Origin of the sequence: Paraplanobispora siamensis (genome assembly GCF_016863175.1) — a bacterium.
In the GTDB taxonomy this organism is placed as follows: Bacteria; Actinomycetota; Actinomycetes; order Streptosporangiales; family Streptosporangiaceae; genus Planobispora; species Planobispora siamensis.
In genome coordinates this window covers 23,013-48,706 of sequence record NZ_BOOJ01000043.1, presented here as the reverse complement: position 1 = coordinate 48,706, position 25,694 = coordinate 23,013, and the positions used below count along the sequence as shown (strand labels likewise).

Sequence of the window (25,694 nt, the reverse complement as noted above, 5' to 3'; positions counted from 1 at the left end):
CCTTCCCGCCGCGCCCGCGCGGAATCGTGCCGGGCCGCCGGGATCAGGGGTCCGGACCAAGGGTCCTGACCAAAGGGTCAGGAGGAGCAGACCAGGGAGTCGCCGACCGGGGTGCGGCTGTAGACGACCTCGCGGCCGAGCCTGCGGCGGGCCGCCAGCCCGCCGTCGGTCAGGACGGTCAGGTGCTGGCTGACCGCTCCGGGGGTGAGGTCCATCCGCCTGGCCAGGGACGAGGTGGTGGCCGGGTCGGCGAGGGCGGTGAGGATCTGCGCGCGGGTGCGGCCGATCAGCGCGGCCAGGGCGCCGGGCGCGGGCGGCGGGCCGGTGGTCCACAGGGTGCCGACACCGGTGGCGGGGTAGATGAGCATCGGCTGGTACGGCTCGACCATCACGGCGGTGTCCGGCCACCAGAAGGCGGTCGGCACGAGCACCAGGCCGTCGCCGCCCAGCGGGGCGGAGTACTCCCACCGGCGCGCGACGGCGAGCCGGTCGCCGCGCCAGGCGACGTTCGGGTGCAGGTCGGCGAAGAGCTCCTGGGCGCCGCCCACGGCCAGCTGCCGGGAGCGGCGCGTCACCTCGCCGTCCAGCAGGCCGTGCACGCGGGGCCAGAACTCGGCGAAGGCCACCTCCCAGTAGCGCTGGAGGGTGTCGGCGACCCGCGCCACCCCGGCCGCGGGGTCGGCGACGAACCGTTCGATGATCCGCGGGTCGGTTCCGGAGACCCAGCCGGCCTCCGCGGCGGCCCGGTCGGGCGGCGTGCGCCGTACCCGCTCCAGTTCGGCGGCGAAGTCGGGCACCGGGGTCTCGGGGGTGGGGGTCATGAAGTCGACCAGATAGCCGTTCTTGGGGACCAGCGCGAACAGCTCGGACAGGTCCAGCCCGGCCAGGCGGGGCCGTACGGCGCGCACCCAGGGCAGGTGCAGGGAGCGCCTGGCCGGGTCGCGGAGCGTGCGCAGGCTGGCCACCAGCTCCCAGATCGGCGAGAAGGCGAAGCGGATGCGGGCCACGTCGTGAGGGGCGAAGATCCACTCGACGTGGCAGGAGTTCTTCCGGAACCCGCCCTCCTGCCGGCCCGCCGCCCGATCCGGCGGCGCACCCGGTCCCCGCGCTCCCGCCGCACTCCGCGATCCACCCGAGCCCGGCGATCCGTCCAGGCCGCCGAATCCGCCCACCTCGCCGCCTCCCCCGCCCCGGGTCCCCGCGCACCCTTTTAGGCACCGCTAAAAGATTGGCACCTCCGGGAGCACCTGTCCAACGCTGGTCCCATGACGAGCACGACCCTCTCCAAGCCCACCTTCCTGCAATCCAAGATCGGCGGCCTGCCCCGGGCCTTCTGGGCGTTGTGGGCGGGGACGCTGGTCAACCGGGTGGGCATGATGGTCGAGCCGTTCATCGGCGTCTACCTGACCCAGGCGCGCGGCATGTCCCTGGCGGCCGCGGGCGTGGTGATGGCGGTCTTCGGGGCGGGCTCGCTGATCTCGCAGATCCTGGCGGGCTGGCTGGCCGACCGGCTGGGGCGGCGGATCACGCTGACCGGGGGCATGGTCGCGACCGCCGTGACCATGGTCGCGCTGGGGGCCAGCACCTCGCTGCCCGCGATCGTGGCCTCGATGTTCGTGCTCGGCCTGACGATCGACGCCTACCGGCCCGCCTCCAACGCGCTGGTGGCCGACCTGGTCTCCCCCGAGGACCGGCCGCGCGCCTACGGCCTGCTGTTCTGGGCGCTGAACCTGGGCTTCGCGGTGGCGATGGTCGCCGGCGGCTGGCTGGCCGAGGCGGATCACGCCTGGATGTTCTGGTTCAACGCCACCACCGCGATGATCTTCGGTCTGCTGGTGTGGCGGGCGGTGCCGGAGACCCGGCCGGAGCCGGACCGGCGGAAGGGCGCCGCGGGCGGCGGGTTCGGCACGGTGCTCAAGGACCGGCTGATGGTCGCCTACCTCGTGATCTGCGTGCTCTCCAACCTGGTCTACGTCCAGGCGTTCACGACCCTGCCGCTGGCCATGACCGGCGCGGGGTTCCGCGAGGTCGACTACGGCCTGGTCATGGCCGTCAACGGCATCCTGATCGTGCTGATCCAGCCGCTGACGGCCGACTGGTTCGGCCGGCGGGACCACAGCACCATGCTCGCGACCGGGTTCGCGGTGATCGGCGGCGGCTTCGCGCTGACCGCCCTGGTCTCCAGCGTCGCCGGGTACGTGCTCACCGTGGTCGTCTGGACGCTGGGCGAGATCGTCACCGCGGGCATCCCCGGCGCCATCGTGGCCTCGCTCGCCCCGGCGCACCTGCGCGGGCGCTACTCGGGCATGTACGGCTTCTCCTGGTCGGCCGGGACCATGCTGGCTCCGCTGGTCGGCACCCGGCTGCTCGACGTCGGTCCCACCGCCCTCTGGCTGACCATCGGCGCGATCGAGCTGGTGGCCGCCGCCGGCCTGCTCGCGATCGGCCCGGCGCTGCGCCGCCGTACCGGATCAACATCGCGTTGAACGCATTTTGATTGAACATTTGCTCGCTGCGGCTAATGTCCCTCTAAGTCAGTACATAAAGGGGTCATATGACGCGCGAGCTGGGCGGATCGGCCCCGGCGGGCTTCTTCGCCGGGGCGAACGGCCGCATGCGCCTGGGCGGGGTACTGATCGCCGTCCTGTCCGTGGCCCTCGAGTGCACCAACATCGTGGTGACCGCCGAGCTGCCGCAGCCCGACTACACCCCCCTGCCCTTCGCTCCTGAGGACATGGCGGGCACGGCCTTCCCGATCTTCGGTGCGCTGCTGATCCTCCGGCGGCCCCGGCTGCTCATCGGCTGGCTGCTGGCGCTGGGCGGCCTGGCCTGCGCGGTCAACATCCTGGCGGCCAACACCGCCCTGCTTCATGCGCCCACCCCCTACGCCTTCGGCGCGCCCAAGCCGCTGTGGGTGATCGTCGGCCAGAGCTGGGCCCTGGCGACCTTCCTGCTGGGCGTGCTGCTGCCGCTGCTGTATCCGACCGGCCGCCTGCCCTCGCCCCGCTGGCGGTATCTGATCGCCGCGGCCGTGCTGGTCCTGGGTGCCGACGCCCTGCGATCGGCGCTCGTCCTGCTGGAGACGGTCCCGCCCATGCCGGCTCTCACGGAGCTCCTGCACGGGCTGACCTCCGCAGTGATGGGCCTGGCGTTCGCCTCGCTGGCGATCCGCCTGCGGCGCGCGGGACCGGTCGAGCGGCGTCAGATCATCTGGCCCCTGTTCGCGTTCGCGGGCCTGATCGTCCCGTGGGCGATGGGAGGCTCGGTCTGGTGGCTGGCCTCGTTCACCGTCCCGCTCATCCCGGCCGCGATCGCGTTCGTGATCCTGCGGCACGGGCTCTACGGCATCGACACCCTCCTCAGCCGCGCCCTGGTCGGCGCGGGCCTCGTCGGTGTCGTCGGCGGCGTCTACGTCGCGGCGGTGGCGGCCTCCAGCGTGCTCCTGTCGGACGTGTACGAGATCGGCGGGCTGCTCGCCGCCCTGTGCGCCGGCGCCTTCTTCCATCCGCTGCGCACGCTGCTGCAGCGCGGCGTCGACCGGCTGCTCTACGGCAGCAAGGGCGACCCGGTGGCACTGGCCGGGGAGCTGCGGCGGCGGCTGCAGCGGATCGACCCCGCCGAAGGCCTGCCCGCGGCGCTGGAGGTGCTGCGGGAGGGACTGTCCGTCACCGGGGTGGCCGTGCGCTTCGCCGAGGAGTCCCCCGCCGGCGGGCGGGCCGGCGAGTGGCCCGCGCGGACGACCTCGGGCGAGCTCGGCGAGGTGGCCCGCGAGGTCGAGCTGGTCTGGCACGGCGAGCCGGTGGGCCGGCTGCTCATAGGCCCGCCGGGGGCCCGGCGGCTGCCCGCCGCGCACAACGAACGCGTCATCGCCGCGCTCACGCCGTACGTGGCCGACGCCGCCCACGCGGTCCGGCTGGTCGGCGCGCTGAGCCGCTCCCGCGAGCGGATCATCGCCGCCCGCGAGGAGGAGCGCCGCCGCCTCCGCCGCGACCTGCACGACGGCCTCGGGCAGTCGCTCAGCGGCATGGCCATGTCCATCAACGCGGCCCGCGGCTATCTGCACGAATCCCCCGAGAACGCCGAACGGCTGCTCGACGGGCTGCGCTCCGGCATGGACAGCGTCACCAGCGACATCAGGCACCTGGTGTACGGCCTGCGCCCCCCGGCCCTGGACGACCTCGGCCTGGCCGGGGCGATCAGGGAGATGGCCGGGCCGGGCGTGCAGGTCGAGGTGAGCGGCGACCTGACCGGGCTGCCGGCCGCCACCGAGGTGGCCGCCTACCGGATCGTCCAGGAGGCGCTGACCAACGTCCGCAAGCACGCGGGGGCCTCCGTCGTGCGCGTCTCGCTGGAGCGCGACGGGCAGCTGGGCGTCCGGGTGAGCGACGACGGGACGGGCGTGCCGCCCGACCGGCGCTCCGGCGTGGGGCTGGCCTCGATGCGCGAGCGCGCCGCCGAGCTCGGCGGCACCTGCATGATCACATCGCCGCCCGGGGGCGGCACGGTGGTCGAGGCGGTGCTGCCCCTGACCCTCGACGCGGAGCCCTGCCACTGAGCCGATGTCTCACAGAACCCACAGCTCTCACAGCGGATCTCACAATGGGATCTCACAGGGAGATGTCACAGCGAGCGAACGATGGTGAATGTTGCCGTATGACGTTAGTCCAGGTAGCCGTACCCTTACTGCTGCGATGCTGACATTCCGTGCCCTAGGACCGTTCCAGGCGCGCCATGGTGACGTGGTGCTCGATCTGGGCGGTCAACGCCAGATGGCGGTGCTCGCCCGGCTTCTCGTAGCCAAGGGCCGCGCCGTCCCTGTGAGCGTGCTCATCGACGAGCTCTGGCCGGGTGAGCCCCCGGCCCAGGCGCTGTCCACCATCCAGGGTTACGTGTCGCGGCTGCGCCGCGCGCTGGAGCCGGGCCGCGCGCCCCGCGAGGAGGCCGAGGTTCTGGTCTCGGCCCCGCCCGGTTACGCGCTGCGCACCGAGACCGGTCAGGTGGACGCCTGGCGGTTCGAGAACGCGGTCAAGATGGAGGGCCCCCCGGCCGCCGTGTGGGAGCGCATGGAGGAGGCGCTCTCCCTGTGGCGGGGACCCGCGCTGGCCGAGTTCTCCGACCTGTCGTGGGCGGTGACCGAGGCCGGGCGGCTGGAGGAGCTCCGGCTGGCCGCGGTCGAGCGGCGCGCCGACGCGGGGCTGGCGCTGGGCCACTCGGCGGCCCTGGTCGCGGACCTGGAGGCGCACGTGTCGGCCCACCCGCTCAGGGAGGAGGGCTGGCGGCTGCTGGCCCTGACCCTGTACCGCGGGGGCCGGCAGGGCGACGCGCTGGGAGCGCTCCGACGCGCCAGGGCGGTGGTCCGCGAGGAGCTGGGCCTCGACCTCGGCGCCACGCTCCAGCGTCTGGAGTCCGACATCCTGGCCCAGGCCTCCCATCTGGACCTGCCCGCGGGACATCCGGTCACCGCACTCCCGGCCGAGACGCCCGCCGTGCCTGCGGCGCCCTCCGCGCCCCCTCCGGCGGCCGGACCGCCGCCGCTGCGCGTCGTCGTGGTCGACGACCAGGCGCTGGTGCGCACCGGCCTGCGGGTGGTGCTGGACAGCGAGCCGGGCTTCGAGCTCGCCGGCGAGGCGGGCGACGGAGAGCAGGCGATCGCGGTGGTCCGCGAGACCCGTCCCGACGTGGTGCTCATGGACATCCAGATGCCGCGCCTGGACGGCCTGACCGCCGCGCGGCGGATCCTCGCCGACGAGGACTCGCCGAAGGTGATCATGATGACCACGTTCGGCACCGACGACAACCTCTACTCGGCGCTGCGGGCGGGGGTGAGCGGCTTCGTGCTCAAGACCTCCGCGCCCGAGCAGCTCATCACCGCCATGCGCGCCGCGCAGGCCGGTGACGCGCTGATCGACCCGGCCGTCACCACCCGCCTCATCTCGGCCTTCGCCGGGCGCACCGACCCCTCGGCCCCACCCGCCCTGGCCGGTCTCGGCGACGCCGAGCTCGACCTGCTCAAGCTGGTCGCCCGCGGGCTCACCAACCGGCAGATCGCGGCCACCCTGGCGGTCCCCGAGCAGTCGGTGGCCCAGTCCGTGAACAGGCTCCTGGACCACCTCGGCCTCTTCGACCGCGCCCAGCTCGTCGTCACGGCCTACGAGTCCGGCCTGGTCAACCCCGGTGACGTGGGCAGGTAACCGATGTTCGTGCAGGCGGGGGGAGACCGGCGCGCCACTCCCGGCGGGCAGGCCGCGAAGCACGGCTCGGGCGCGCAGGACGCGGCGGGCGGACCGGGGCCGGACGCGCGACTCCAGGAGAACCCGGGGCGCGAGCCGGACGCGCTGCTCGCGGTGAACCCTGCACATGAGCCGGAGGCGGCAGGCGGGTACGGGCCGGTCGTGCGGATTCCGGAGGTCCCCGGGCGCGAAGCGGTCACGGCGGACGGATCCGCCGGGACCGTCGACTTCGACGGACCGCGACCGAGTGCGATGGCCGCGTTCGTCTCCTCCCCCAGGGGAGTCCTCGCCGTCGTGATGGCCCTGGCCTCCGCCGTACTCACCGTATGGGGGTTCGTCGTCGGCCTCGGCCTGCCGCCCGCGTGGAACACCGGCATCCCGGCCACTCCCGACACCGCGGCGGGCCTGGTCTTCCCCGTGATCGGGGTCTTCCTGCTGGCGCACGGCGCGCCCCGGATCACCGGCTGGCTGATGTGCGCCGGCGGGCTGGGCTGCGCGGTCAACACCTTCGCGACGTCGGCGACGCTGGCGGCCGGGGCCGCGGGCGACATGGCCGCCTCGGGGCACTTCCGCCTGCTGACGAGCGTGGGCTGGGGGATCGGCGGCATGCTGCTGGGCGTCATCATGCCGCTGTTCTCCCCCGACGGCCGCCTGCCGTCGCGACGCTGGCGGCCGGTGCTGGCGCTGTCGATCTTCATGATCGTCTTCCAGACCTGCTACCAGCTCCTTCTCCCCTCGCCGTCCCGGGAGCAGTCGCGCTGGCCCGAGCCGATCCCCAACCCGATCGGCGTCGAGGCGCTCGCCCCCCACGCCGGCACCGTGCAGGCGGTCATACAGGCGATCCTCGTGGGGCTCGTCGTGGTGGCCGTGGTCTCGCTGGTGCTGCGCTTCCGCCGGGCCGACCCGGCCGGGCGGCGCCAGATCGCCTGGCCGATGTCCGCCTTCGCCGTCTACGCCCTCTTCCTGATGGGCGGGGCGGACTGGTGGCTGATGTCCACGCTGTGGACCGTCCTCGCCGCCGTCGCGATCGCCTTCTCCGCGCTGCGCTACCGGCTGTACGGCATCGACACCGTGGTCAGCCGGGCCTTCGTGGCCGCCGGGCTGGTCGCCGCGGTCAGCCTGGTCTACTTCGGCGCGGGCGCCGTGGCCGGGGTGTTCCTGTCCGGCTACGACCGGATCGGCGGCCTGGCCGCCGCGCTGGTCGCCGGGGTGTTCTTCCACCCGCTGCGCAACCGGCTGCGGCACCTGGTCGACCGGCTCATGTACGGCACGCACGGCGACCCCGCCGTCCTGGCCGCCCGGCTGGCCCGGCAGGTCGGCGAGGCCGAGCCCGCGGGTGCGCTGGGCGCCGTCGCCGCGGTGATCCGCGACGGGCTCGGCGTCACCGGGGTCGCGGTCGAGGTGCGCGACCTGGCGAGCCGGCGGGTGGAGATCGGCACGCTGGGGCCGGCGCCCCGGGTGGTCCGGCTGGTCTGGCACGGCGAGCCGGTCGGCCGGCTGCTGCTCGGCCCGCCGGGACCGCGCAGGTTCGCCGCCGCCCACAACGACCGGCTGATCGCCGTGGTCACGCCGTACGTCGCCGACGTGGTGCACGCCGTACGGATGACCGCCGACCTGCAGCGCTCGCGCGAGCGCATCCTGACCGCCCGCGAGGAGGAGCGCCGCCGCCTGCGCCGGGACCTGCACGACGGCCTGGGCCACGCGCTGGCCGACATGGCCATGGCGATCAACATGGCCCGGATCAGCCTGCGCACCGCGCCCGCCTCGGCCGACCGGCTCCTGCTCGACCTGCGCGGCGGGATGGACGCGGTGGGCCAGGAGATCAGGGAGCTGGTGTACGGCCTGCGCCCGCCCACGCTGGACGAGCTCGGCCTGGCGGGAGCCGTACGGAGCCTGGCGGCCGAGGGCGGCCTCCCGGTCACGGTGGAGGCCGAGGGGGACCTCTCCGACCTGCCCGCGGCCGCCGAGGTGGCCGCCTACCGGATCGCGCAGGAGGCGCTCACCAACGTCCGCAAGCACGCGCGGGCCGGCTCGGCGACGGTCTCGCTGCGGCGCGAGGACCGCCTGCTCTCGGTCCGGATCACCGACGACGGGCGGGGGCTGCCCGAGGAGGCCCGGTCCGGCATCGGCCTGATCTCGATGCGCGAACGCGCCACCGAGCTGGGCGGGACCTGCGTGATCGGGCCGGCTCCCGGCGGCGGCACGGCCGTGGAGGCCGTCCTGCCGATCACCCGCTGACCCCGGCCCCGACCCCGGGTCCGGCGGCGCTCCGCCGTCCCAGGTTTCGGTTGGGACAATTCCCGGACGGCCGGTGAACCTTTTCTCCTCTCCAGGGTTCTAACCACCGATATCTACCGCTGATGAGGAGATCGTCCGTGAAGTACTGGGCTCTGGCCGCCGGCGCCGCACTCGCCGTGACCACCGCCGCCGTTCCGGCACAGGCCGCCGCACCGGCGCCGCTGACCGGCAAGGGCGTCTACCTCAGCTATGGGAACGACATCCGGGTGCTCTCCGGCGGCCGCACGCTGTGGACGGCGCGCGGCGCCTCGTTCACCGGGCAGTTCTCCGCCTCCCCCGACGGCAGGAAGGTCGCCTGGATCGACGGCAAGGGCCGGCTGCACGTCTCCGGCCTCGACGGCGGCAAGGCCACCGACAAGATCATCGCCAAGGGCGCGGCCGCCGGGGGCCCGTGCATGACCCCCGCCTGGTCGGCCGACTCCAGGCGGATCGCCTTCCCGCTGGCCGGCTCGGCCGAGCGCACGACCGTCGCCGTGGTCGGCGCCGGGGGCAGGGGTCTGGGCAGGCTCGGCACGACGCCGGGCCCCTGCCACCTGACCTGGTCGGCCGACGGCCGCACCCTGGCCGGATACGCCGGCGACACCGCGGGCGTCCACCTGCTGGACACCGGCTCGCGCGTCTCCAGGAAGGTCCCCGGCGTCAAGCTCGCCAACCACGTGGAGAGCCTGTCCCCCGACGGCCGCCGCGTCGTGGTGAACGCGATCGGCGCGAACGCGGACGCCGGGGACGGTTCCTGGCCGCTGTCCTTCACCCCGTCGATCTACGACACGAAGACCGGCAAGAAGATCTCCATCCCCGTCGGGGGCAGGCTGATCGGCGCCCACTACCTTGAGGACGGCCGCCTGGTGGTCCGGGTCGCGGGCTCCCCCGCCAACACGCTGGTGGTGCTCAGCCCCTCGGGCAAGCGGCTGCAGAGCGTGAGCGAGAAGGCCGCCGACCGCGGGCACGGGCTGCTGCGGATCCTCGGCTGACTCCCGGCCGCTCCTCGGCCGATCCCGGCCGGGCGTGCGACGTCCCCCGGCCGGGCGGTGATCTCCCCGGCCGGGCGTGCGGCCGCCTGTCGGCCGGAGGCGCCGTACGCCTCCCCCTCAGAACGGGGCATCCCACCTGGAACGGAGCACCGTGGATATGATCCGCGCGGAAGGGGAGGAACCCCTGCGGATACCGTCCGGGGCTCTGAAGGGGGAACCCATGTGGTGGCGTGACGCCGTCATCTACCAGGTGTACCTGCGCTCGTTCAACGACGCCGACGGCGACGGCGTCGGCGACCTAGACGGGCTGCGGGCCCGGCTGGACCACCTGACCTCGCTGGGCGTCGACGGGATCTGGCTCAACCCGTGCTATCCCTCCCCCGGCGCCGACCACGGCTACGACGTGGCCGACTACACCGACATCGACGCCCGATACGGCGGCCTGCCGGCCTTCGACCGGCTGCTGGCCGACGCCCACGACCACGGGCTGAAGGTGTTCATGGACCTGGTGCCCAACCACTGCTCGGTCGAGCACCCCTGGTTCCGGCAGGCCCTGGCCGGCGACCCGGCCGCCCGGGAGCGGTTCGTCTTCCGGCCCGGCCGCGGAGACGAGCCGCCCAACAACTGGCAGTCGGTCTTCGGCGGCCCGGCCTGGACCCGGGTGGACGACCAGTGGTACCTGCACAGCTTCGACCCCGGTCAGCCCGACTTCAACTGGCGCAACCCCGAGGTGGGCGACTACTTCGAGGACGTGCTGCGCTTCTGGTTCGACCGGGGCGTGGACGGCTTCCGCATCGACGTGGTCCACATGCTGTTCAAGCACCCCGACCTGCCCGACTGGCCGCACCACCCCGAGTACAACATCCTCGCCCAGAACCAGCCCGAGGTGCACGAGGTGCTGCGCCGCTGGCGCAAGCTCGCCGACGCCCACGGCCGCACGCTCGTCGGCGAGATCTGGGTGCCGACGGTCGGCGACCTGGCGCTCTACCTGCGGCCCGACGAGCTCCAGCAGGCTTTCTACTTCGACCTGCTCGTCTGCCCGTGGGACGCCGCCCGCTTCCGCGCCTCCATCGACCGGGGGCTGGAGGAGATCGTCTCCACCGGTGCCGTGATCACCTGGACGCTGGCCAACCACGACGTCCACCGGACGGTGAGCCGCTTCGGCCTGGTGACCCGTACCGGCGGCCCGGACACCCGCCCGCGCGGCGTCGTGGACGTGGAGCTGGGCGTACGGCGGGCCCGCGCCGCGGCGATGCTGGTGCTGGCGCTGCCCGGCTCGGTCTACCTGTACCAGGGCGAGGAGATCGGTCTCCCCGAGGTGCTCGACCTGCCCGACGAGGCCCGGCAGGATCCCACCTGGTTCCGCTCCGGAGGCACCGAGCACGGCCGCGACGGCTGCCGGGTCCCGCTGCCCTGGACCGCGGAGGGGCCCTCGTTCGGCTTCTCCTCCGCGGAGGAGACCTGGCTGCCCCAGCCCTCCTGGTTCGGCGAGTTCGCCATCGAGGATCAGATCGAGCAGGACGGCTCGACCTGGCGCCTGCACCGCGACGCCCTGCTGGCGCGCCCGGGCTTCCAGGGCCCGCTGGAGTGGCTGCCCACCGGCCGCGAGGACGTCCTGGCCTTCCGGCGCGGCAGCATGGTGTGCGTGACCGTCTTCGGCGACGAGCCGTACCGGGCCGGCCGGGGCGTGCCGGTGCTCGCTTCCGAGGACGCGCCGCCCGGGACGGTGGCCGGCGGCAGCACGGCCTGGTTCCACGAGTGACGGCCCGCCTCCACGGGTAAAGGGCGCCTTTCCCGGGGATCACCCCGGCCCCGTCCGTCCGAGGCGCGAGAACTAAGGTGAGAACGTGGCTCAACTGCGAATCGCCCTTGCACAGACCAATCCCGCGGTCGGCGACCTGGCGGCCAACACCGCCAAGCTCGTCGAGTGGACCCGGCACGCCGCCGACCGCGGCGCGCACCTGGCGGTCTTCACCGAGATGTTCCTCACCGGCTACCCGGTGGAGGACCTGGTACTGCGTTCCTCGTTCGTGGAGGCCTCTGTCGCGGCGGTCGAGACCGCGGCCCGGCGCCTGGCCGAGGAGGGTCTCGGCGAGATCCCGGTGGTCGTCGGATACGTCGACCGCGCCCGGCTGGCCCCGCGGGTCGGACAGCCCAAGGGCGCCCCGCTCGACGCGGCGGCGCTGCTGCACCGGGGGCGGGTGGTCGTCAAGACCGCCAAGCACCACCTGCCGAACTACGGCGTCTTCGACGAGTACCGCTACTTCGTGCGCGGCGACCGGATGCCGGTCTTCCGGCTGCACGGGGTGGACGTGGCCATCGCGGTCTGCGAGGACCTGTGGCAGGACGGCGGGCCGGTCGCGGTGGCGGCCGAGGCCGGGGCCGGGCTGCTGGTGGTGCCGAACGCCTCGCCGTACGAGCGGGGCAAGGACGACGCGCGCCTGGAGCTGGTCTCCCGGCGGGCCCGGGAGGCGGGCTGCGTCCTCGCCTACGCCAACCAGGTCGGCGGCCAGGACGAGCTGGTCTTCGACGGCGACTCGATCATCGTCTCCGCCTCGGGCGAGCTGATCGCGCGGGCCGCGCAGTTCGCCGAGGAGCTGCTGGTGGCGGATCTGGAGCTGCCCGAGGCCCGCCACGACGGCGCCGCCCCGTCCGAGGTGGACGCCGGGGACGGCACCGTCATCACGGTGGAGCGGGTGGAGCTGTCGTCGAGCCCGCTGGAGCCGTACGACCCGCAGCCCCCGGCCGTCGCCGCGCACCTCGACGACACCGCCGAGGTCTACTCCGCCCTGGTCCTGTCGGTGCGCGACTACGTGGCCAAGAACGGCTTCCAGTCGGTCATCCTGGGCCTGTCCGGCGGCATCGACTCGGCGCTGACCGCCACCATCGCCTCCGACGCGATCGGCCCCGACCGCGTCCACGTGGTGCTGATGCCCTCGCAGTACTCCTCCGAGCACTCCCTGGGCGACGCCAACGAGCTGGTCGAGCGGCAGGGGGTCAAGGCCAGGATCGTCCCGATCAGCGACATCGTGACGGCCTTCGACAAGGAGCTGGCGCTGACCGGCCTGGCCGCGGAGAACCTCCAGGCGCGGGTGCGCGGCACGATCCTGATGGGCCTGTCCAACCAGCACGGCCACCTCGTCCTGACCACCGGCAACAAGAGCGAGCTGGCCACCGGCTACTCGACGCTCTACGGCGACTCCGCGGGCGGCTTCGCCCCGATCAAGGACGTCCCCAAGACGCTGGTCTGGAAGCTGTCGCGCTGGCGAAACGAGCAGGTCGGCGTCTCCAGCCCGTTCCTGCACGACTTCCCGGTGCCGCCGATCCCGGAGAACTCCATCGAGAAGGAGCCCAGCGCCGAGCTGCGCCCGGACCAGCGCGACACCGACTCCCTGCCGGAGTACGACATCCTGGACCGCCTGCTGGACGACTACGTCGAGAAGGACATGGGCTCGGCCGAGCTGGTCGCCGCGGGCCACGACCCCGAGCTGGTCGCCCGCGTCATCCGCCTGGTCGACGTGGCCGAGTACAAGCGCCGCCAGTATCCCCCGGGCCCCAAGATCACGCCCAAGAACTTCGGCCGCGACCGCCGTCTGCCCATCACCAACCGGTGGCGCGAGAACCCGTCCTGACCACCTGTCCGGCCACCGTCGCGGGGGGCTCCGTTGCGCGCCCCCGCGAGGGCCTGGATAGTGGAGGGGCGGAGTCGGCCGGCCTCATGAAGGTGATCGATCGATGACAGCGGATCCGCCCGGCGCGAGCTGGCGGAGATCCTCCCTGAGCGCGGCCCCCTGCGACTGCGTCGAGGTGGCCGTCGTGGAGGCCCCCGCCGACGGCCCCAAGGCGGGGGCGGGGACGCTCCACGTGCTGCGCGGCTCCAAGGATCCCGACGGCCCGAAGCTGTTCTTCACCCAGTCCGAATGGGACGCCTTCGTCGGCGGCGTCAAGCTCGGCGAGTTCGACGCCTGACCCGGCGGGCGCTTCCGGAGAGACCTCGGGGCAGACCTCAGCGGGGAAGGAGACCCGCCATGATGTGGTCGGCGAGGCGCTCGGCGAGGTTCTCCGACAGCTGTCCGCCCTCGCCGAAGCCGGCCGACTTGACGTACCACATCACCGTGCCGACCACCGTCGCCATCGCGACCGGCAGGTCGAGGTCGGCCCGCAGCTCGCCTGTCTCGACGCCGCGGCGCAGCAGGGCCGCCAGCGCCTCCTGGCGCGGCCTGATCGTCACCTCGCGGATGCGCTCGACCAGGTGGGGGTCGCGGTCGTAGCCGCTCATCGCGATGTTCATCACGCAGCGGCTGCGCACGTCGCTCGCCTCCCGCCGCATGATCTCCAGGTAGGTGACCAGCCGGTCGCGGAACGGCCCGTCCTCCAGCGGGGGCAGGGGCGACTTCAGCACGGCGAGGGCGTCGACGACCAGGTCCTCCTTGCTGGACCAGCGCCGGTAGATCGTGGTCTTGCCCACCCCCGCGCGGGCGGCGATGGCCTCGATCGACAGCTCGGCGAGGCTGGTGCTCTCACCGATCAGGTCGAGGGTCGCCTCGATGATCGCCTTCTCCGCCTTGGCGCTGCGGGGACGGCCCGCCGGGCGGGCCGCCCGGGTCCCGTCCACGCTCGCCGTCTCGTCCGTGCTCGTCATAGCGGACCTACACTACCGCCGGTTCCTTGTCCTGATCCCGGTCCGGCGCCGCGGGGGCCTGGGCGCCCTTGCCGGGCAGCCACCGGGCCACCATCAGGGCCCCGAGCAGGGCGATCCCGGCCGCGACCAGGGCGGTGATGTGCACGCCGTCCATGAAGGCCCGCACCGCGGGCGTCACCAGCGCGGCGCCGCGCTCGCCGAGGCCCTCGGCCAGGGCCATCGTGGCGGGCAGGGACTCGCCCGCCGTGTGCCGCAGGTTCTCCGGCAGGCCGGCCAGCGCCGGGGAGACCCCGTCGCGGTAGGCCGCCGAGAGCACCGAGCCGAGCAGCGCCACGCCGAGCGCGCCGGCCACCTGGCGGACGGTGTTGCTCATGGCCGAGCCGACCCCGGCCTTCTCGCGGGGCAGCGACTCCATGATCGCGGTGGTGGCGGGCGGCATGATGTTGGCCATCGCCGCACCCTGGATGAAGAAGATGACCTCGATCACCACGACCGGGGTGTCGGGGCTCAGCAGCGAGTAGGAGGCCAGCGCGCCGGCCACGATCACCATGCTCACGGTGGCGGTCAGCCTGCCGCCGAAGCGCCCGGCCATCTGCTGGCTGAGCGGGGCGAAGATGAGCTGGGCCGCCGCGAAGGGCAGCATCAGGGCCCCGGCCTGCAGCGGGCTGAAGTCCCGGACGATCTGCAGGTAGAAGACCAGGAAGAACATCGCGCCCATCATCGCGAAGAACACGATGCCGATCATGCCGATCGCGGTGGAGAACCGGGCGTCGCGGAAGTAGGTGACGTCGAAGGCCGGGTGGTCGATGCGGCGCTCCCACCAGACGAAGGCACCCAGCACCGCCAGGCCCAGGACCGTCGGGAGGATCACCTCGGCGCTGGCGACCGTGGCCAGTTCGCCGCCGCGGATGATGCCGTAGGTCAGGGCGACGAGACCCACGATGGACAGGAGCACGCCGACCGGGTCGAGCTTGGACGGCCTGGGGTCGCGCGACTCGGGGACGACCGCTCCGATGAGCACCATGCTCACCAGCACGATCGGCACGTTGACCAGGAAGACCGAGCCCCACCAGAAGTGCTCCAGGAGCAGGCCGCCGGTGATCGGGCCGATCGCCACGGCCAGGCCCACGCCGGCCGCCCAGATGCCGATCGCCTTGCCGCGCTCCTGCGGCGGGAAGACGTTGGAGATGATCGCCAGCGTGGCCGGCATGATGGCGGCGCCGCCGATCCCCATGAACGCCCGGGCGACGATCAGCTGCGTCGGATCCTGGGCGTAGGCGCTGGCCAGCGAGGCCAGGCCGAACAGGACCATGCCGATCATCAGCATCCGCTTGCGGCCGGTCCGGTCGCCGATCACTCCGAAGGTGAACAGCAAACCGGCGAAGACCAGCGTGTAGGAGTTGATCGCCCACTCGAGCTGACTCTGGGTGGCGCCCAGGCCGTCCTGCGGATCGGCGATCGTCTTCAGAGCGACGTTGAGGATGGTGTTGTCGAGGACGACCACCAGGAGGCTGAAGACCAGCACTCCCAGGATCTGCCACCGGCGTGGGTGGCCGAGCTGCGGTTCCATGAAAGCCCCGTTTTTCGATACGGCAAAGTTTCGCAACGCGAGCGTATCGCTATCTCTTCCGATACGCAACGGGCTCGTTTCGTATTAACGTGCCGTTCACCCCCGCCCTCCTACCCCGCACCGGGGAGGCGACTCCGGGTCACTGGGGCGGATCCGCCGGGGAGGCTCAGGTGGAGGCGGCCTGGAGGCTCTCGACGCCCTCCTGCCCGGCCTGTCCCCGCTGGTCGGCCTTGCGCCAGAACGGCAGGGCGATCAGCACCATCACCACGCCGACCAGCCCCGCCGCGGCGAACGCCCAGCCGGGCCCCGCGTTGTCGATGATCGCTCCGGCGACCGGCGCCGCGATCCCGCCGCCGACCAGCAGGGCCGTGCCGTGCAGGCCCATGGCCTCGCCCCTGGCCCCGGCGGGGACCCAGCGGCTCACCGCCTCCACCGTGGAGGAGAGCCCGGGGGCGCACAGCACCCCGGCCGGCATCAGGGCCACGACCAGCCACCACCAGTCGCCACCGATCAGCCCGACCGGGATGGTGAGCAGGCCCATGCCCCCGATCAGGACCAGCGGGGAGAACCCGCGCGGCAGCCCGCCGTACACGAAACCCCCGACCAGCGAGTAGAGGCACCACACCCCGATCGCCAGGCCGATCCAGGCCGTGTCTCCGGCGCTGTCCATCGTCGCCACCAGGGAGAGCTCGGTGGCGGTCAGGATGAAGGTCGCCGCCGAGACCGTGCCGAGCACGGTGACCAGACCGGGGGTCAGCCACTCGCCCCGCGGGACCTTCTCCACCGCCTCCTTCCGCTCCTCCTCGGAACGGGTGGGCGGGTTCAGCAGGACCAGCACCGCGGCGGAGCCGGCCAGGCCGGTCGCGACGAGGCACATCGTCCACGTGCTGCCGAGCGCCACCGTGCCGGCCGTGGCCAACGCGGGCCCGGCCATGTAGGACAGCTCGACCAGCATCGAGTCGAGGGAGAAGCCGGTCCTGCGCTGCTCCACCGGGACCATGGCGGCCAGGCACTGCCGGATCACGCTGAACACCGGCAGGCCCAGCAGGCCCGCCACCGCCGAGGCGACGAGCAGCGCGGGGTACGGCAGCGCCCAGGCGGAGGCCCAGAAGACGAGCTGCGCGAGGCCGGTCACCACCAGCACCGGCCGCAGGCCGTACCGGTCGACGAACCTCCCGGCCAGCGGCGAGCCGACGGCCATGCCCACCGTGGTCGCGGTGCCGACCGCGCCCGCCTCGAACCAGCCCAGGCCGAGACTCTTGTTGACGTGCAGCGTCAGCGTGAGGCCCATCGCGGTGGACGGGATCCGCGCGACCAGTCCCACTATCAGCAGCGTCCGGACACCCGGCAGGGCCAGCAGGCGACGGTAAGGTTCGATAGCCATCTTTATTGCTTACCTCCCCCCGTATTGTGGCGTACGCCTCCGACACTCCCGCCACCGGATTACCGGGGCGCCGGGGGGTGTTTAACCAGACGAACGCATGCCATCATCAGAAACGTCCGGGGACGCCACAGGGGCGCCTCGAGACTCTGGAGGGTTCTCATGTCCTCTTCCGTAACCAGCCGGCCGACCGCGCTCTACGGCGGCCAGGCGGGGCGAAGGGTCACCGTCCGCGACATCGCCGCCGCCAAGGAACGCGGCGAGAGGTGGCCGATGGTCACCGCCTACGACGCGATGACCGCCCGGATCTTCGACGAGGCGGGCATCCCGGTGCTGCTCGTCGGCGACTCGGCCGCCATGGTGGTATACGGCTACGACTCGACGCTTCCGGTCTCGGTCGACGACCTCATGCCGCTGACCGCGGCCGTGGTCCGGGGCTCCTCGCGCGCGATGGTGGTGGCCGACCTGCCGTTCGGCTCCTACCAGGCCTCCCCCCAGCAGGCGCTGGAGACGGCGGTGCGGTTCATGAAGGAGGCGGGTGCGCACGCGGTCAAGCTGGAGGGCGGACGCCGGGTGCTCCCACAGGTCGAGGCCCTGGTCTCGGCCGGCATCCCGGTCATGGCCCACCTCGGCCTGACCCCCCAGTCGGTCAACGTCTTCGGCGGCTACCGGGTCCAGGGCCGCGGCCAGTCCGGTGACGAGCTGATGGCCGACGCCAAGGACCTCGAGGCCGCCGGCGCCTTCTCGGTCGTCCTGGAGTGCGTGCCGGCCGAGCTGGCCGAGCGGGTCACGACCTCCCTGTCGATCCCGACGATCGGCATCGGCGCGGGCCCGTCCACCGACGCCCAGGTCCTCGTCTGGCAGGACCTCATGGGCCTGACCGAGCGCCCGGCCAAGTTCGTCAAGAAGTACTTCAACCTGGCCCAGGAGATGGACCAGGCCGTCCGCGCCTTCGCCGACGAGGTGACCGCGGGCGCCTTCCCCACCCCCGAGCACACCTACCACTGACCCACCCGCCCCGGCGCCGGTGAAGGCGGGCACCCTGACGTCGCCCGCCTTCACCGGCGCCCTACGGCGAGCACGCGCCACACCCGCCCACCGGCCTCATCCCCACCGGCGCCGGTGCGGCGGGACGGTGCACGGACGTTCCCGGCGCCGCCGTACGGCGAGGCGGATCAGGCCAGGGTGGCGGGGTCGGTGTTGGCGCCGCAGACGACGACGGCCACGCGCTCCCCGGGGGCCGGGGTGTAGGCGCCGCAGCGCAGGGCGGCGAAGGCGGCGGCCCCGGCGGGCTCGGCGGCGACGTGGCAGGAGCGCCACAGCTCCCGGCGGGCCTCGATGATCGCCTCGTCGGGGACCAGGACGCTCCCGACCCCGGCGGCGCTGGTGACCTCGTAGGCGATCCGGCCGATCCGGCTGGCCCCGAGCGCGTCGGCGCCCACACCGCTCACCTCGACCTGGACCGGCCCTCCGGACGCCAGCGCCCGGTTCAGGGTGGGGATCAGCTCCGGCTCCACCGCGACCACCCGGGCCCGGCCCGCCACGGCCGCCGTGATCCCGGCGACCAGCCCGCCGCCGCCCACGGCCACCAGGACCGTGTCCACTCCCCCGGTCTGCTCCAGCGTCTCCAGGCCGACCGTCCCCTGCCCGGCGACCACGTCGGGCTGGTCGTAGGCGTGGACCTCCAGGGCCCCGGTCTCCGCGGCCCGCTTGGCCGAGGCCTCGTAGGCCTCGGCGTAGATCGAGCCGACCTGGTTCACCTCGGCCCCAAGCGCCCGCAGCCCGGCGACCTTCACCGGGCTGGACACCGTGGGCACGAAGATCTCCGCCCGCACGCCGAGCGCCCGCGCGACGTGGGCCACCGCCAGGCCGTGGTTGCCGCCGCTGGCCGCGATCAGCCCGGCCCCGGGCAGCTCTCCGGCCTCCCGCGCGGCCAGCGCGCGGTTGAATCCGCCCCTGACCTTGAACGACCCGGAGTGCTGCATCGACTCCAGCTTCAGGAAGAGCCCCGGGGAGAGCTCCAGCACCGGCGTCCGGCGGGCGCGTCCCGCGATCCGCTCCGCCGCCCGCTCCACGTCCCCGATCGACACGCTCACCTGCGACTCCTCTCGGCCCGGAAGGACACTCGGACAGACACTCGAAGACACTCGGGAAGACACGAAGTTCCCACTCTAACGATCGGCCGCCGGACACGCCCGGCGGCCGATCGTCCCCCGCCTCGGGCACGGGCCCGCGGCGGCCCGGGTGTCAGGAGAGCGCCCGGGCGAAGTCCGCCCACAGGTCCTCGACGTGCTCGATGCCGACCGCGACCCGGACGGTCCCCTCCTCGATCCCGTGCCGGGCGAGCTCCTCGGCGTTCAGCGACTTGTGCGAGGTGGTCGAGGGCTGCATGACGAGCGTCTCGACGCCGCCGAGCGAGGGGGCCAGCAGCGCCAGCCGTACCGAGCTCATGAACTTCTCCCCCGCCTCGCGCCCGCCGACCAGGTCGAAGGAGAAGACCCCGCCGAAGCCCGGCAGCAGCTTGCCCGCCAGCGCGTACGAGCGGTGGGAGGGCAGGCCCGGCCAGTGCACGACCGAGACCGCCGGGTGGGCGTCGAGCCGCAGGGCCAGCTCGTGGGCGTTGGCGCAGTGGCGCTCCATGCGCAGCGGCAGCGTCTGGATGCCGCGCAGGGTCAGCCAGGAGGCGAACGGGTCGGCGGTCGCCCCCAGGTTGGTGGAGAACTTCCAGATCTTGCGGTACAGCTCGTCGTCGGCGAAGACCGCGACGCCGCCGAGCACGTCGGCGTGGCCGCTCAGGTACTTGGTCGTGGAGTGCACCACGACGTCGGCGCCGTGCTCCAGCGGGCGGCACAGGATCGGCGAGGCGAAGGTGTTGTCCACCACCGAGATCAGCCCGGCCTCGCGGGCCACGCCGCACATCCCCGGCAGGTCGGCCACCTGGGTCACCGGGTTGGCGATCGTCTCCAGGTAGACCAGCTTCGTGGACGGCCGGATCGCCTCGCGCAGCGCCTGCGGGTCGTCCTCGGGCACGTAGGTGACCTCGATCCCGAACCGCTCCACCAGGTCGTTGATCACCGAGGCGGTGCCGCCGTAGATGGCGTTCTGGGAGATCAGGTGGTCACCGGGCCGCAGCAGCGCCAGCAGGACGGAGTTGATCGCCCCCATGCCGGAGGCGGTGGCCACGGCGGCGACGCCGCTCTCCAGGTCCGCCACGGCCTCCTCCAGGGCGCGGACCGTCGGGTTGGACAGGCGGCCGTAGACGAACGCCCCGTCGGGACGCTTCATGCCGTCGGCGAAGACGGCCGGGTCCTCGAACACGAAGCCGGAGGTCTGGTAGAGCGGCGTCGCGATCGGGCGGCTGCCGTTCAGCGGCGGCTGGGGAAGGTGGACGGTCCGGGTCTCGGGTCGAAGATCAGTCATATGACAAGGGTGTCCGTTCAACGTGGTGCCGGTCAGAGCCAATCGGGCAAGATTGGCTCATCATGCGAACCAATTTAGACGAGCTGACGGTACGGCTCGGCCGCTGGTCCTCCGGCAGGGGCCCGCTGTACCTGCTGCTCGCCATGCGGATCCGCGCCCTGATCGACGACGGCGAGCTGTCCCCCGGCAGCCCGCTGCCGCCCGAACGGGTCCTGGCCCGCCGGCTCGCGGTCGGCCGGGGCACCGTGGTCGCGGCCTACGACCAGCTCCAGCAGGAGGGCAAGGTGGTGCGCAGGCAGGGCAGCGGCACCCGGGTCGCCGCCGCCGCGCTGCCCGCCACCCGGACGCCGACCGGCACGGTGGCCAACCCCCTGCTCCTGCACCTGCTGGACCTGCCGGACGACGTCGTCCTGCTGTCCTGCGTGGCCCCCGACGAGCCGCCGCCCGCGCTGGCCGAGGCCTACACCGAGGCCGTCGCCGACCTCGCGAAGATCAGGCACGACATCGGCTACCACCCCGCCGGGCACCCGGTGCTGCGCGAGGCGCTGGCCGCCTACTACCGGGCGCGCGGGGTGCCCACCTCTCCCGGTGAGATCCTGGTCACCAACGGCGCGCAGCAGGCGCTGACGCTACTGGCGAGCGTGTTCCTGTCCCCGGGCGACACCGTGCTGACCGAGGTCCCCACCTACCCCGGCGCGCTGGAGCCCTTCCGGGAGGCCGCCGCCCGCTTCCGCACCGCCTCGGACGCGGCGGAGTTCGGCGCGGCGCTGGCCGAGCGTCCCGCCCTGGGCTATCTGATCCCGACCGGGCACAACCCCACCGGTTCGATCATGCCGACCCTGGTCCGGCGCCACCTGGCCGGGCTCGCCGCCGAGCACGACGTCCCGGTCATCGACGACGAGGTCCCGGCCGAGCTGTGCTTCTCCGGTGAGCCGCCCGCCCCGCTCTGCGCCTTCCACCCGGGCGAGCAGCTCATCACCGTCGGCTCGCTGAGCAAGATCGTCTGGGGTGGCCTGCGGGTCGGCTGGATCCGCGCGGCCCCACCGGTGATCTCCCGGCTCGCCCGCCTGCGGGCCATCCACGACCTGGGCGGCGACGTGCTGTCCCAGCTGGCCGCCACCCGGCTGCTCGCCCGCATCGGCGAGCTGCGCCGCGAGCGCACCGCAGTGCTGCGGCGGCGCCACGACCACCTGCTGGCCGAGCTGGCCCGCGCGCTGCCCGCCTGGCGGGTCGAGCCCGCGCTCGGCGGCCAGACCGTCTGGGTACGGCTGCCGCACGGCGACGCCGACGCCTTCGCCCAGGTGGCGCTGCGCCACCGGGTCGCGATCCCGCCGGGGCGGTCGTTCGACCCCTCCGGCGGGCACGGCGGCTTCCTGCGGCTGCCGTTCCTGTTCCCCGAGCCCGAGCTGACCGCGGCCGTCGAGCTGCTGGCCGCCGCCTGGCACGAGTACGACGGCAGCGGCCGGTCCCGGGCCCTGCAGCCGCTGGTCCTGTGAGGACCCGCCGGCTCCGGGCCCGCGACGCTCAGACGTCGGTGACGCGGAAGCCGGCGTGGGCCTTGTAACGGCGGTTGATGGAGATCAGGTTGGCGGTGAGCGCCTCGACCTGGTGGGCGTTGCGCAGGCGGCCGCCGTACACGCCGCGGACTCCGGCGATCCGGTTGGCCAGCGCCTGGACGGTGTCGGTGGCCTCGCGGTCGTCGCCCAGGACGAGCACGTCCAGGTCGACCTCCTCCACCTCGGGGTCCAGCAGCAGGACGGCCGAGACGTGGTGGAAGGCCCCGACCACCCGGCTGTCCGGCAGGACCGCCGCGGCCTGCTGGGCGGCGCTGCCCTCCTCGACGGGCAGCGCGTAGGCGCCCTGCTTGTCGAAGCCCAGCGGGTTGACGCAGTCGATGACGATCTTCCCGGCCAGCTCGGCCCGCAGCGACTCCAGGGTGGCCCTGTGCCCCTCCCACGGCACCGCCACGATCACCACGTCCGCCTCGGCGGCCACGGCCGCGTTGGCGGCGCCGCGCACCGACCCGGCTCCGGCGATGCTCTCCGCCGCCTCCCGCGCCCGCTCCTCGGTGCGCGACCCGATCAGCACGGTGTGCCCCGCCAGGGCGAAGCGCCTGGCCAGGCCCTTGCCCTGGTCGCCGGTGCCACCCAGGATGCCGATCGAGACGCCGCTCACGTCCGGAAGGTCAGTGCTCACTCGTCGCTCCTCATCGTTGTCGGCCGTCCGGGCCGGGCCCTCTCCACGGGCCCTCAGGCTCGCCGCACGCTCTCCACGCCCAGATAATGCCAGGTCTGGGTTCCGCAGACAGTCCCAGGGTGCCTGGGGCACGATTGACGGCATGGACGCTGGGTCGGTGGCATTCTTACGCGAGGTCCTGGAGTCGACCACCTGGGTGGAGCGCACCCGGGAGCTGGGACTGGCCCTGCGCACGACGCGCTCCCCGGGCGGCCTGCTGGTGGTCGGCACCCCCGCCGAGGAGCCCTGGCACCTGACCGCGCACCTCGGTGACGAGGCGCGCCTGTCGGGCCTGCCGCAGCTGGCGCCCACCCTGGTGCGCTGGGCCCCGGCCCCGGACGCCCCCGCCCATCTGCGCGTCGGCCTGGAGCGGATCGAGCGGGCGGAGCGCGGCGAGACGCTGTTCGTGGTGACGCAGGAGCAGGCGCCCGAGACGCTGCTGGAGCGGGTGAGCGACGCCCGCCGCGTCGGGGCGACGATCCTGGCCCTGGACGGCGGCGACCCCGAGCTGGAGGGCCTGGCCCACGACGCGCTGACCGTCCCCGAGCGCGCCCCGCTCTCCTTCGACGGCGCCCAGCACCTGGTGAGCATGGCCGCCGGCGAGATCCCCCGCCGCCCCGGCTTCCGCGACCGCCTCGCCCGCCTCCTCGACCGCCTCAGCGGCCCCCGCGTCCCCGACTGACCGCCGGACCGCCGTCACATCCGGCGGTGCTCTCCCAGACGGGCGGCCAGGCCGTCGGCGGCCTCCCGGAGGGCGGAGATGACGGCGGCCTGGACCGGATCGGGCTCTCCGGAGCCGGTACGGCTGACGCGGGTCACCGCGTCGAGTCTGCGGGCGCCGACCTCCGGGATGCCGGTGACCACGACCTCTCCGGCCGGGACCTCCAGCAGCGCCAGGGACGGCACGATCGCCACGCCGTGGCCCGCCGCGACCAGGGCCAGGACGGGCGGGAACTCCTCGATGACGTGGACCCGGCGCGGGGTGAAGCCGTGCAGGGCGGCCATCCGGTCCAGCGCGCGGGCGCACGCCTGGCCCGGCGGCCCGGCTATCCAGGGGACCTCGCCCAGCCCCGCGGCGTCCTCCGGGATCTCCGGTGCCCCAGGGGTCCGGGCCCAGCCCGGCGGCGCGACGATCCGGTAGCGGTCCAGATGGATCCGGTGGACGGCGAACGAGGGCGGCGCCGGGCCGGGGTCGTCCGCGTCGTGCTCGGTGATGGCCAGGTCGATCCCGCCGAGCCGCAGCTCGTCCAGCGCGCGCGGGCCGTACAGCTCGACGATCCGGGGGGTCAGCCGCGGGTGGCGTCCGGCCAGGACCTCCAGGGCGGGCACCAGCAGGTGCCGGATGACGGTGGGGAACGCCGCGACGGACACCGGCCCGGACAGGCGCTCGGTGAAGCGGGTCAGTTCCCGGCGGGCCTCGACGAGCTCCTCCTCGATCCGCTCGGCGTATCCGGCGAGCATCCGGCCGGCCGGGGTCAGGGCGATGCGGCGCTGCGAGCGGTCGACCAGCGCCAGCCCCACCTCCCGCTCCAGCAGGGCGAGCTGCTGGGAGACCGCCGAGGCGGTCAGGTGCAGCGCCTCCGCCGCGCGCATCACACCGCCGCGGCGGGCCACCTCGTGCAGCACCCGCAGCCGCCGGGGATCGATGTCCATACAGCTAAGCTTACGTTGAAGGTAAGAAGACTTAACTTGCCCTTCAGTGCTACCCCTCGAAATCATGGCTCCGTGAACATCTCCTCCGGCGGGGCGTGAGCGCGTGTCCCTCCTCGTCAACCTGCTCGGCTGGGCCGGCGCCGCCGCCCTGCTGTACGGCTACGCCATGGTCTCGGCCGGCCGGATGCCCGGCGACGGGATGCCGTACCAGCTGGTCAACCTTTCCGGCTCCGTCGCCCTGATGATCAACACGGCCTATCACGCCGCCTGGCCGTCGGCGATTCTCAACGTCGTCTGGGGTGCGATCGGCGCGGTCTCCGTCGCCAAGCTGGTCGCGGCCCGGTCCAGGAAGAAGACGGTGAACGTCACGTGACGCGACTGATCGAGCTGAGCCACCGGATCACCGAGGGCATGGTCACCTATCCGGGCGTGCCCGGCCCCCGGCTGGGCGTGCACCTGAGCCGGGAGGCCTCACGCGAGGTCTACGAACCGGGCACCGAGTTCCACATCGGCAGCATCGAACTGGTCGCCAACACCGGCACCTACCTCGACACCCCCTACCACCGCTATCCCGACGGCCCCGACCTGTCCGGGGTGCCCCTGGAGAAGATCGCCGACCTGCCCGGCCTGGTCGTGCGGGCCGAGGGCCTGCGCTCGGCCGGCCTCGGCCTGCTGAAGGACCTCGACGTGCGCGGCAGGGCCGTACTGATCCACACCGGCTGGGACCGGCACTTCGGCACCGAGGCCTATCTGCGCGAGCACCCCTACCTCGAACCCGAGGCGGCGCGGTGGCTCGCGGAGCAGGGGGCGGCGCTGGTCGGGATCGACTCGCTGAACATCGACGACACCCCGCCGCGCGGGCCGCGCCCGGCGCACACGGCGCTGCTGGGGGCGGGCATCCCGATCGTGGAGCACATGACCGGCCTGGCCGCGCTGCCCGACGCCGGATTCCGCTTCCACGCCGCTCCGCCCATGGTGGCGGGGATGGGGACCTTCCCGGTGCGGGCCTACGCGATCGCCGACGACTAGGGGAACGCGGCCGACCGCAACGGGGAGCCGTGTCCCCCGCGGACCGGGGAGGCCCGCGGGGGCACGGCCCGGTCAGCCGTTGTTCCAGTCCTTGTCCTGCTCGGCCCACTCCTTGTTGCGCTCGGCCGCGGTCTTCAACGCGTTGGCCGCGGCCTCACGGGTCTCGTAGGGACCCATCCGGTCCTTGTTGGGGCAGCCCTTGTCGGGCTCGACCGCCATGTGCTTCAGGCAGAACCACCACTGATCACCCATGCGACCATCCTGC

Annotated in this window: 22 protein-coding genes; 13 read left to right on the top strand and 9 right to left on the bottom strand. The window is 73.3% G+C overall.

Translation table 11 applies throughout. The annotated features are described in order from the left end of the window. Nucleotides 1–77 precede the first annotated feature (77 nt). Nucleotides 78–1,172, bottom strand: a complete 1,095-nt coding sequence (locus Psi01_RS25710; protein WP_239128020.1) for an ArsR/SmtB family transcription factor — start codon at nucleotides 1,170–1,172, stop codon at nucleotides 78–80. A 93-nt stretch (nucleotides 1,173–1,265) separates the two neighbouring features. On the opposite strand from Psi01_RS25710, the gene Psi01_RS25705 reads away from it, so the two are divergent. The 8 genes from Psi01_RS25705 (at nucleotide 1,266) to Psi01_RS25670 (ending at nucleotide 13,468) form a co-directional block, all read left to right on the top strand. Beyond that, nucleotides 1,266–2,486 carry an MDR family MFS transporter gene (locus Psi01_RS25705; RefSeq protein WP_204066673.1) on the top strand — a complete coding sequence of 407 codons (1,221 nt, stop codon included), beginning with the start codon at nucleotides 1,266–1,268 and terminating at the stop codon, nucleotides 2,484–2,486. 68 nt (nucleotides 2,487–2,554) lie between these two features. Further along, on the top strand, nucleotides 2,555–4,555 hold the full coding sequence (locus Psi01_RS25700; RefSeq protein ID WP_204066672.1) for a sensor histidine kinase: 2,001 nt from the start codon (nucleotides 2,555–2,557) through the stop codon (nucleotides 4,553–4,555). 136 nt (nucleotides 4,556–4,691) lie between these two features. Beyond that, nucleotides 4,692–6,191: a BTAD domain-containing putative transcriptional regulator gene (locus Psi01_RS44420; RefSeq protein WP_204066671.1), complete on the top strand. Its 1,500-nt coding sequence runs from the start codon at nucleotides 4,692–4,694 to the stop codon at nucleotides 6,189–6,191. Nucleotides 6,192–6,194: 3 nt separating this feature from the next. Further along, nucleotides 6,195–8,468: a sensor histidine kinase gene (locus tag Psi01_RS25690; protein ID WP_239128019.1), complete on the top strand. Its 2,274-nt coding sequence runs from the start codon at nucleotides 6,195–6,197 to the stop codon at nucleotides 8,466–8,468. Between the two features lie 137 nt (nucleotides 8,469–8,605). Further along, nucleotides 8,606–9,499, top strand: a complete 894-nt coding sequence (locus Psi01_RS25685; RefSeq protein ID WP_204066670.1) for a PD40 domain-containing protein — start codon at nucleotides 8,606–8,608, stop codon at nucleotides 9,497–9,499. 220 nt (nucleotides 9,500–9,719) lie between these two features. After that, complete coding sequence (locus tag Psi01_RS25680) at nucleotides 9,720–11,261, top strand: glycoside hydrolase family 13 protein (RefSeq protein ID WP_204066669.1); 1,542 nt, start codon at nucleotides 9,720–9,722, stop codon at nucleotides 11,259–11,261. Between the two features lie 85 nt (nucleotides 11,262–11,346). After that, nucleotides 11,347–13,131, top strand: a complete 1,785-nt coding sequence (locus Psi01_RS25675) for an NAD+ synthase (RefSeq protein WP_204066668.1) — start codon at nucleotides 11,347–11,349, stop codon at nucleotides 13,129–13,131. Nucleotides 13,132–13,234: 103 nt separating this feature from the next. After that, nucleotides 13,235–13,468: a DUF397 domain-containing protein gene (locus Psi01_RS25670; RefSeq protein WP_204066667.1), complete on the top strand. Its 234-nt coding sequence runs from the start codon at nucleotides 13,235–13,237 to the stop codon at nucleotides 13,466–13,468. A 37-nt stretch (nucleotides 13,469–13,505) separates the two neighbouring features. Here Psi01_RS25670 and Psi01_RS25665 read toward each other — a convergent pair whose 3' ends face one another. The 3 genes from Psi01_RS25665 to Psi01_RS25655 form a co-directional block, all read right to left on the bottom strand. Next, on the bottom strand, nucleotides 13,506–14,141 hold the full coding sequence (locus Psi01_RS25665) for a TetR/AcrR family transcriptional regulator (protein WP_204066666.1): 636 nt from the start codon (nucleotides 14,139–14,141) through the stop codon (nucleotides 13,506–13,508). A gap of 7 nt (nucleotides 14,142–14,148) precedes the next feature. Next, the gene (locus tag Psi01_RS25660) at nucleotides 14,149–15,711 is read right to left on the bottom strand and encodes an MFS transporter (RefSeq protein ID WP_204066665.1); all 1,563 of its coding nucleotides are present in this window, start codon (nucleotides 15,709–15,711) and stop codon (nucleotides 14,149–14,151) included. 166 nt (nucleotides 15,712–15,877) lie between these two features. Beyond that, nucleotides 15,878–17,095, bottom strand: coding sequence for an MFS transporter (locus Psi01_RS25655; RefSeq protein WP_204066664.1), 1,218 nt, complete (start codon nucleotides 17,093–17,095; stop codon nucleotides 15,878–15,880). A 159-nt stretch (nucleotides 17,096–17,254) separates the two neighbouring features. Between Psi01_RS25655 and panB the strand changes: the two genes are divergently transcribed. Continuing rightward, nucleotides 17,255–18,100, top strand: coding sequence for a 3-methyl-2-oxobutanoate hydroxymethyltransferase (gene panB / locus Psi01_RS25650; protein WP_204066663.1), 846 nt, complete (start codon nucleotides 17,255–17,257; stop codon nucleotides 18,098–18,100). A 167-nt stretch (nucleotides 18,101–18,267) separates the two neighbouring features. On the opposite strand, the gene Psi01_RS25645 is transcribed toward panB, so the two are convergent. Together Psi01_RS25645 and Psi01_RS25640 are read right to left on the bottom strand one after the other, a co-directional pair. Further along, nucleotides 18,268–19,188, bottom strand: coding sequence for a threonine/serine dehydratase (locus Psi01_RS25645; RefSeq protein WP_204066662.1), 921 nt, complete (start codon nucleotides 19,186–19,188; stop codon nucleotides 18,268–18,270). A gap of 151 nt (nucleotides 19,189–19,339) precedes the next feature. After that, nucleotides 19,340–20,512, bottom strand: a complete 1,173-nt coding sequence (locus tag Psi01_RS25640) for a trans-sulfuration enzyme family protein (RefSeq protein WP_204066661.1) — start codon at nucleotides 20,510–20,512, stop codon at nucleotides 19,340–19,342. 62 nt (nucleotides 20,513–20,574) lie between these two features. Here Psi01_RS25640 and Psi01_RS25635 point away from each other — a divergent pair, with 62 nt between their 5' ends. Next, nucleotides 20,575–22,008, top strand: coding sequence for an aminotransferase-like domain-containing protein (locus Psi01_RS25635; RefSeq protein WP_204066660.1), 1,434 nt, complete (start codon nucleotides 20,575–20,577; stop codon nucleotides 22,006–22,008). Between the two features lie 28 nt (nucleotides 22,009–22,036). Here Psi01_RS25635 and npdG read toward each other — a convergent pair whose 3' ends face one another. Then, complete coding sequence (npdG, locus tag Psi01_RS25630; protein ID WP_239128018.1) at nucleotides 22,037–22,708, bottom strand: NADPH-dependent F420 reductase; 672 nt, start codon at nucleotides 22,706–22,708, stop codon at nucleotides 22,037–22,039. 142 nt (nucleotides 22,709–22,850) lie between these two features. Here npdG and Psi01_RS25625 point away from each other — a divergent pair, with 142 nt between their 5' ends. Then, on the top strand, nucleotides 22,851–23,429 hold the full coding sequence (locus Psi01_RS25625; RefSeq protein WP_204066658.1) for a hypothetical protein: 579 nt from the start codon (nucleotides 22,851–22,853) through the stop codon (nucleotides 23,427–23,429). 14 nt (nucleotides 23,430–23,443) lie between these two features. Here Psi01_RS25625 and Psi01_RS25620 read toward each other — a convergent pair whose 3' ends face one another. Beyond that, complete coding sequence (locus Psi01_RS25620) at nucleotides 23,444–24,400, bottom strand: LysR family transcriptional regulator (protein ID WP_204066657.1); 957 nt, start codon at nucleotides 24,398–24,400, stop codon at nucleotides 23,444–23,446. A 103-nt stretch (nucleotides 24,401–24,503) separates the two neighbouring features. Here Psi01_RS25620 and Psi01_RS25615 point away from each other — a divergent pair, with 103 nt between their 5' ends. Beyond that, nucleotides 24,504–24,773 (top strand): CBU_0592 family membrane protein, encoded by a 270-nt coding sequence (locus Psi01_RS25615; RefSeq protein WP_204066656.1) that lies wholly within the window; start codon nucleotides 24,504–24,506, stop codon nucleotides 24,771–24,773. After that, on the top strand, nucleotides 24,770–25,429 hold the full coding sequence (locus Psi01_RS25610; RefSeq protein ID WP_204066655.1) for a cyclase family protein: 660 nt from the start codon (nucleotides 24,770–24,772) through the stop codon (nucleotides 25,427–25,429). Before Psi01_RS25615 ends, Psi01_RS25610 begins: the two co-directional genes overlap by 4 nt. Before the next feature lie 72 nt (nucleotides 25,430–25,501). Here the strand turns inward: Psi01_RS25610 and Psi01_RS25605 are convergent, their stop codons facing one another. After that, nucleotides 25,502–25,681 carry a hypothetical protein gene (locus Psi01_RS25605; protein WP_204066654.1) on the bottom strand — a complete coding sequence of 60 codons (180 nt, stop codon included), beginning with the start codon at nucleotides 25,679–25,681 and terminating at the stop codon, nucleotides 25,502–25,504. Nucleotides 25,682–25,694 lie beyond the last annotated feature (13 nt).

Excerpts from the sequence above, each read along its gene's own strand:
- Psi01_RS25705 (WP_204066673.1), top strand. The coding sequence starts at position 1,266 with ATGACGAGCACGACCCTCTCCAAGCCCACCTTCCTGCAATCCAAGATC.
- Psi01_RS25625 (WP_204066658.1), top strand. The coding sequence starts at position 22,851 with ATGGACGCTGGGTCGGTGGCATTCTTACGCGAGGTCCTGGAGTCGACC.
- Psi01_RS25680 (WP_204066669.1), top strand. The coding sequence starts at position 9,720 with ATGTGGTGGCGTGACGCCGTCATCTACCAGGTGTACCTGCGCTCGTTC.
- Psi01_RS25660 (WP_204066665.1), bottom strand. The coding sequence starts at position 15,711 with ATGGAACCGCAGCTCGGCCACCCACGCCGGTGGCAGATCCTGGGAGTG.
- Psi01_RS44420 (WP_204066671.1), top strand. The coding sequence starts at position 4,692 with ATGCTGACATTCCGTGCCCTAGGACCGTTCCAGGCGCGCCATGGTGAC.
- Psi01_RS25620 (WP_204066657.1), bottom strand. The coding sequence starts at position 24,400 with ATGGACATCGATCCCCGGCGGCTGCGGGTGCTGCACGAGGTGGCCCGC.
- Psi01_RS25640 (WP_204066661.1), bottom strand. The coding sequence starts at position 20,512 with ATGACTGATCTTCGACCCGAGACCCGGACCGTCCACCTTCCCCAGCCG.
- Psi01_RS25655 (WP_204066664.1), bottom strand. The coding sequence starts at position 17,095 with ATGGCTATCGAACCTTACCGTCGCCTGCTGGCCCTGCCGGGTGTCCGG.
- Psi01_RS25700 (WP_204066672.1), top strand. The coding sequence starts at position 2,555 with ATGACGCGCGAGCTGGGCGGATCGGCCCCGGCGGGCTTCTTCGCCGGG.
- Psi01_RS25665 (WP_204066666.1), bottom strand. The coding sequence starts at position 14,141 with ATGACGAGCACGGACGAGACGGCGAGCGTGGACGGGACCCGGGCGGCC.
- panB (WP_204066663.1), top strand. The coding sequence starts at position 17,255 with ATGTCCTCTTCCGTAACCAGCCGGCCGACCGCGCTCTACGGCGGCCAG.
- Psi01_RS25635 (WP_204066660.1), top strand. The coding sequence starts at position 20,575 with ATGCGAACCAATTTAGACGAGCTGACGGTACGGCTCGGCCGCTGGTCC.
- Psi01_RS25690 (WP_239128019.1), top strand. The coding sequence starts at position 6,195 with ATGTTCGTGCAGGCGGGGGGAGACCGGCGCGCCACTCCCGGCGGGCAG.
- Psi01_RS25670 (WP_204066667.1), top strand. The coding sequence starts at position 13,235 with ATGACAGCGGATCCGCCCGGCGCGAGCTGGCGGAGATCCTCCCTGAGC.
- Psi01_RS25605 (WP_204066654.1), bottom strand. The coding sequence starts at position 25,681 with ATGGGTGATCAGTGGTGGTTCTGCCTGAAGCACATGGCGGTCGAGCCC.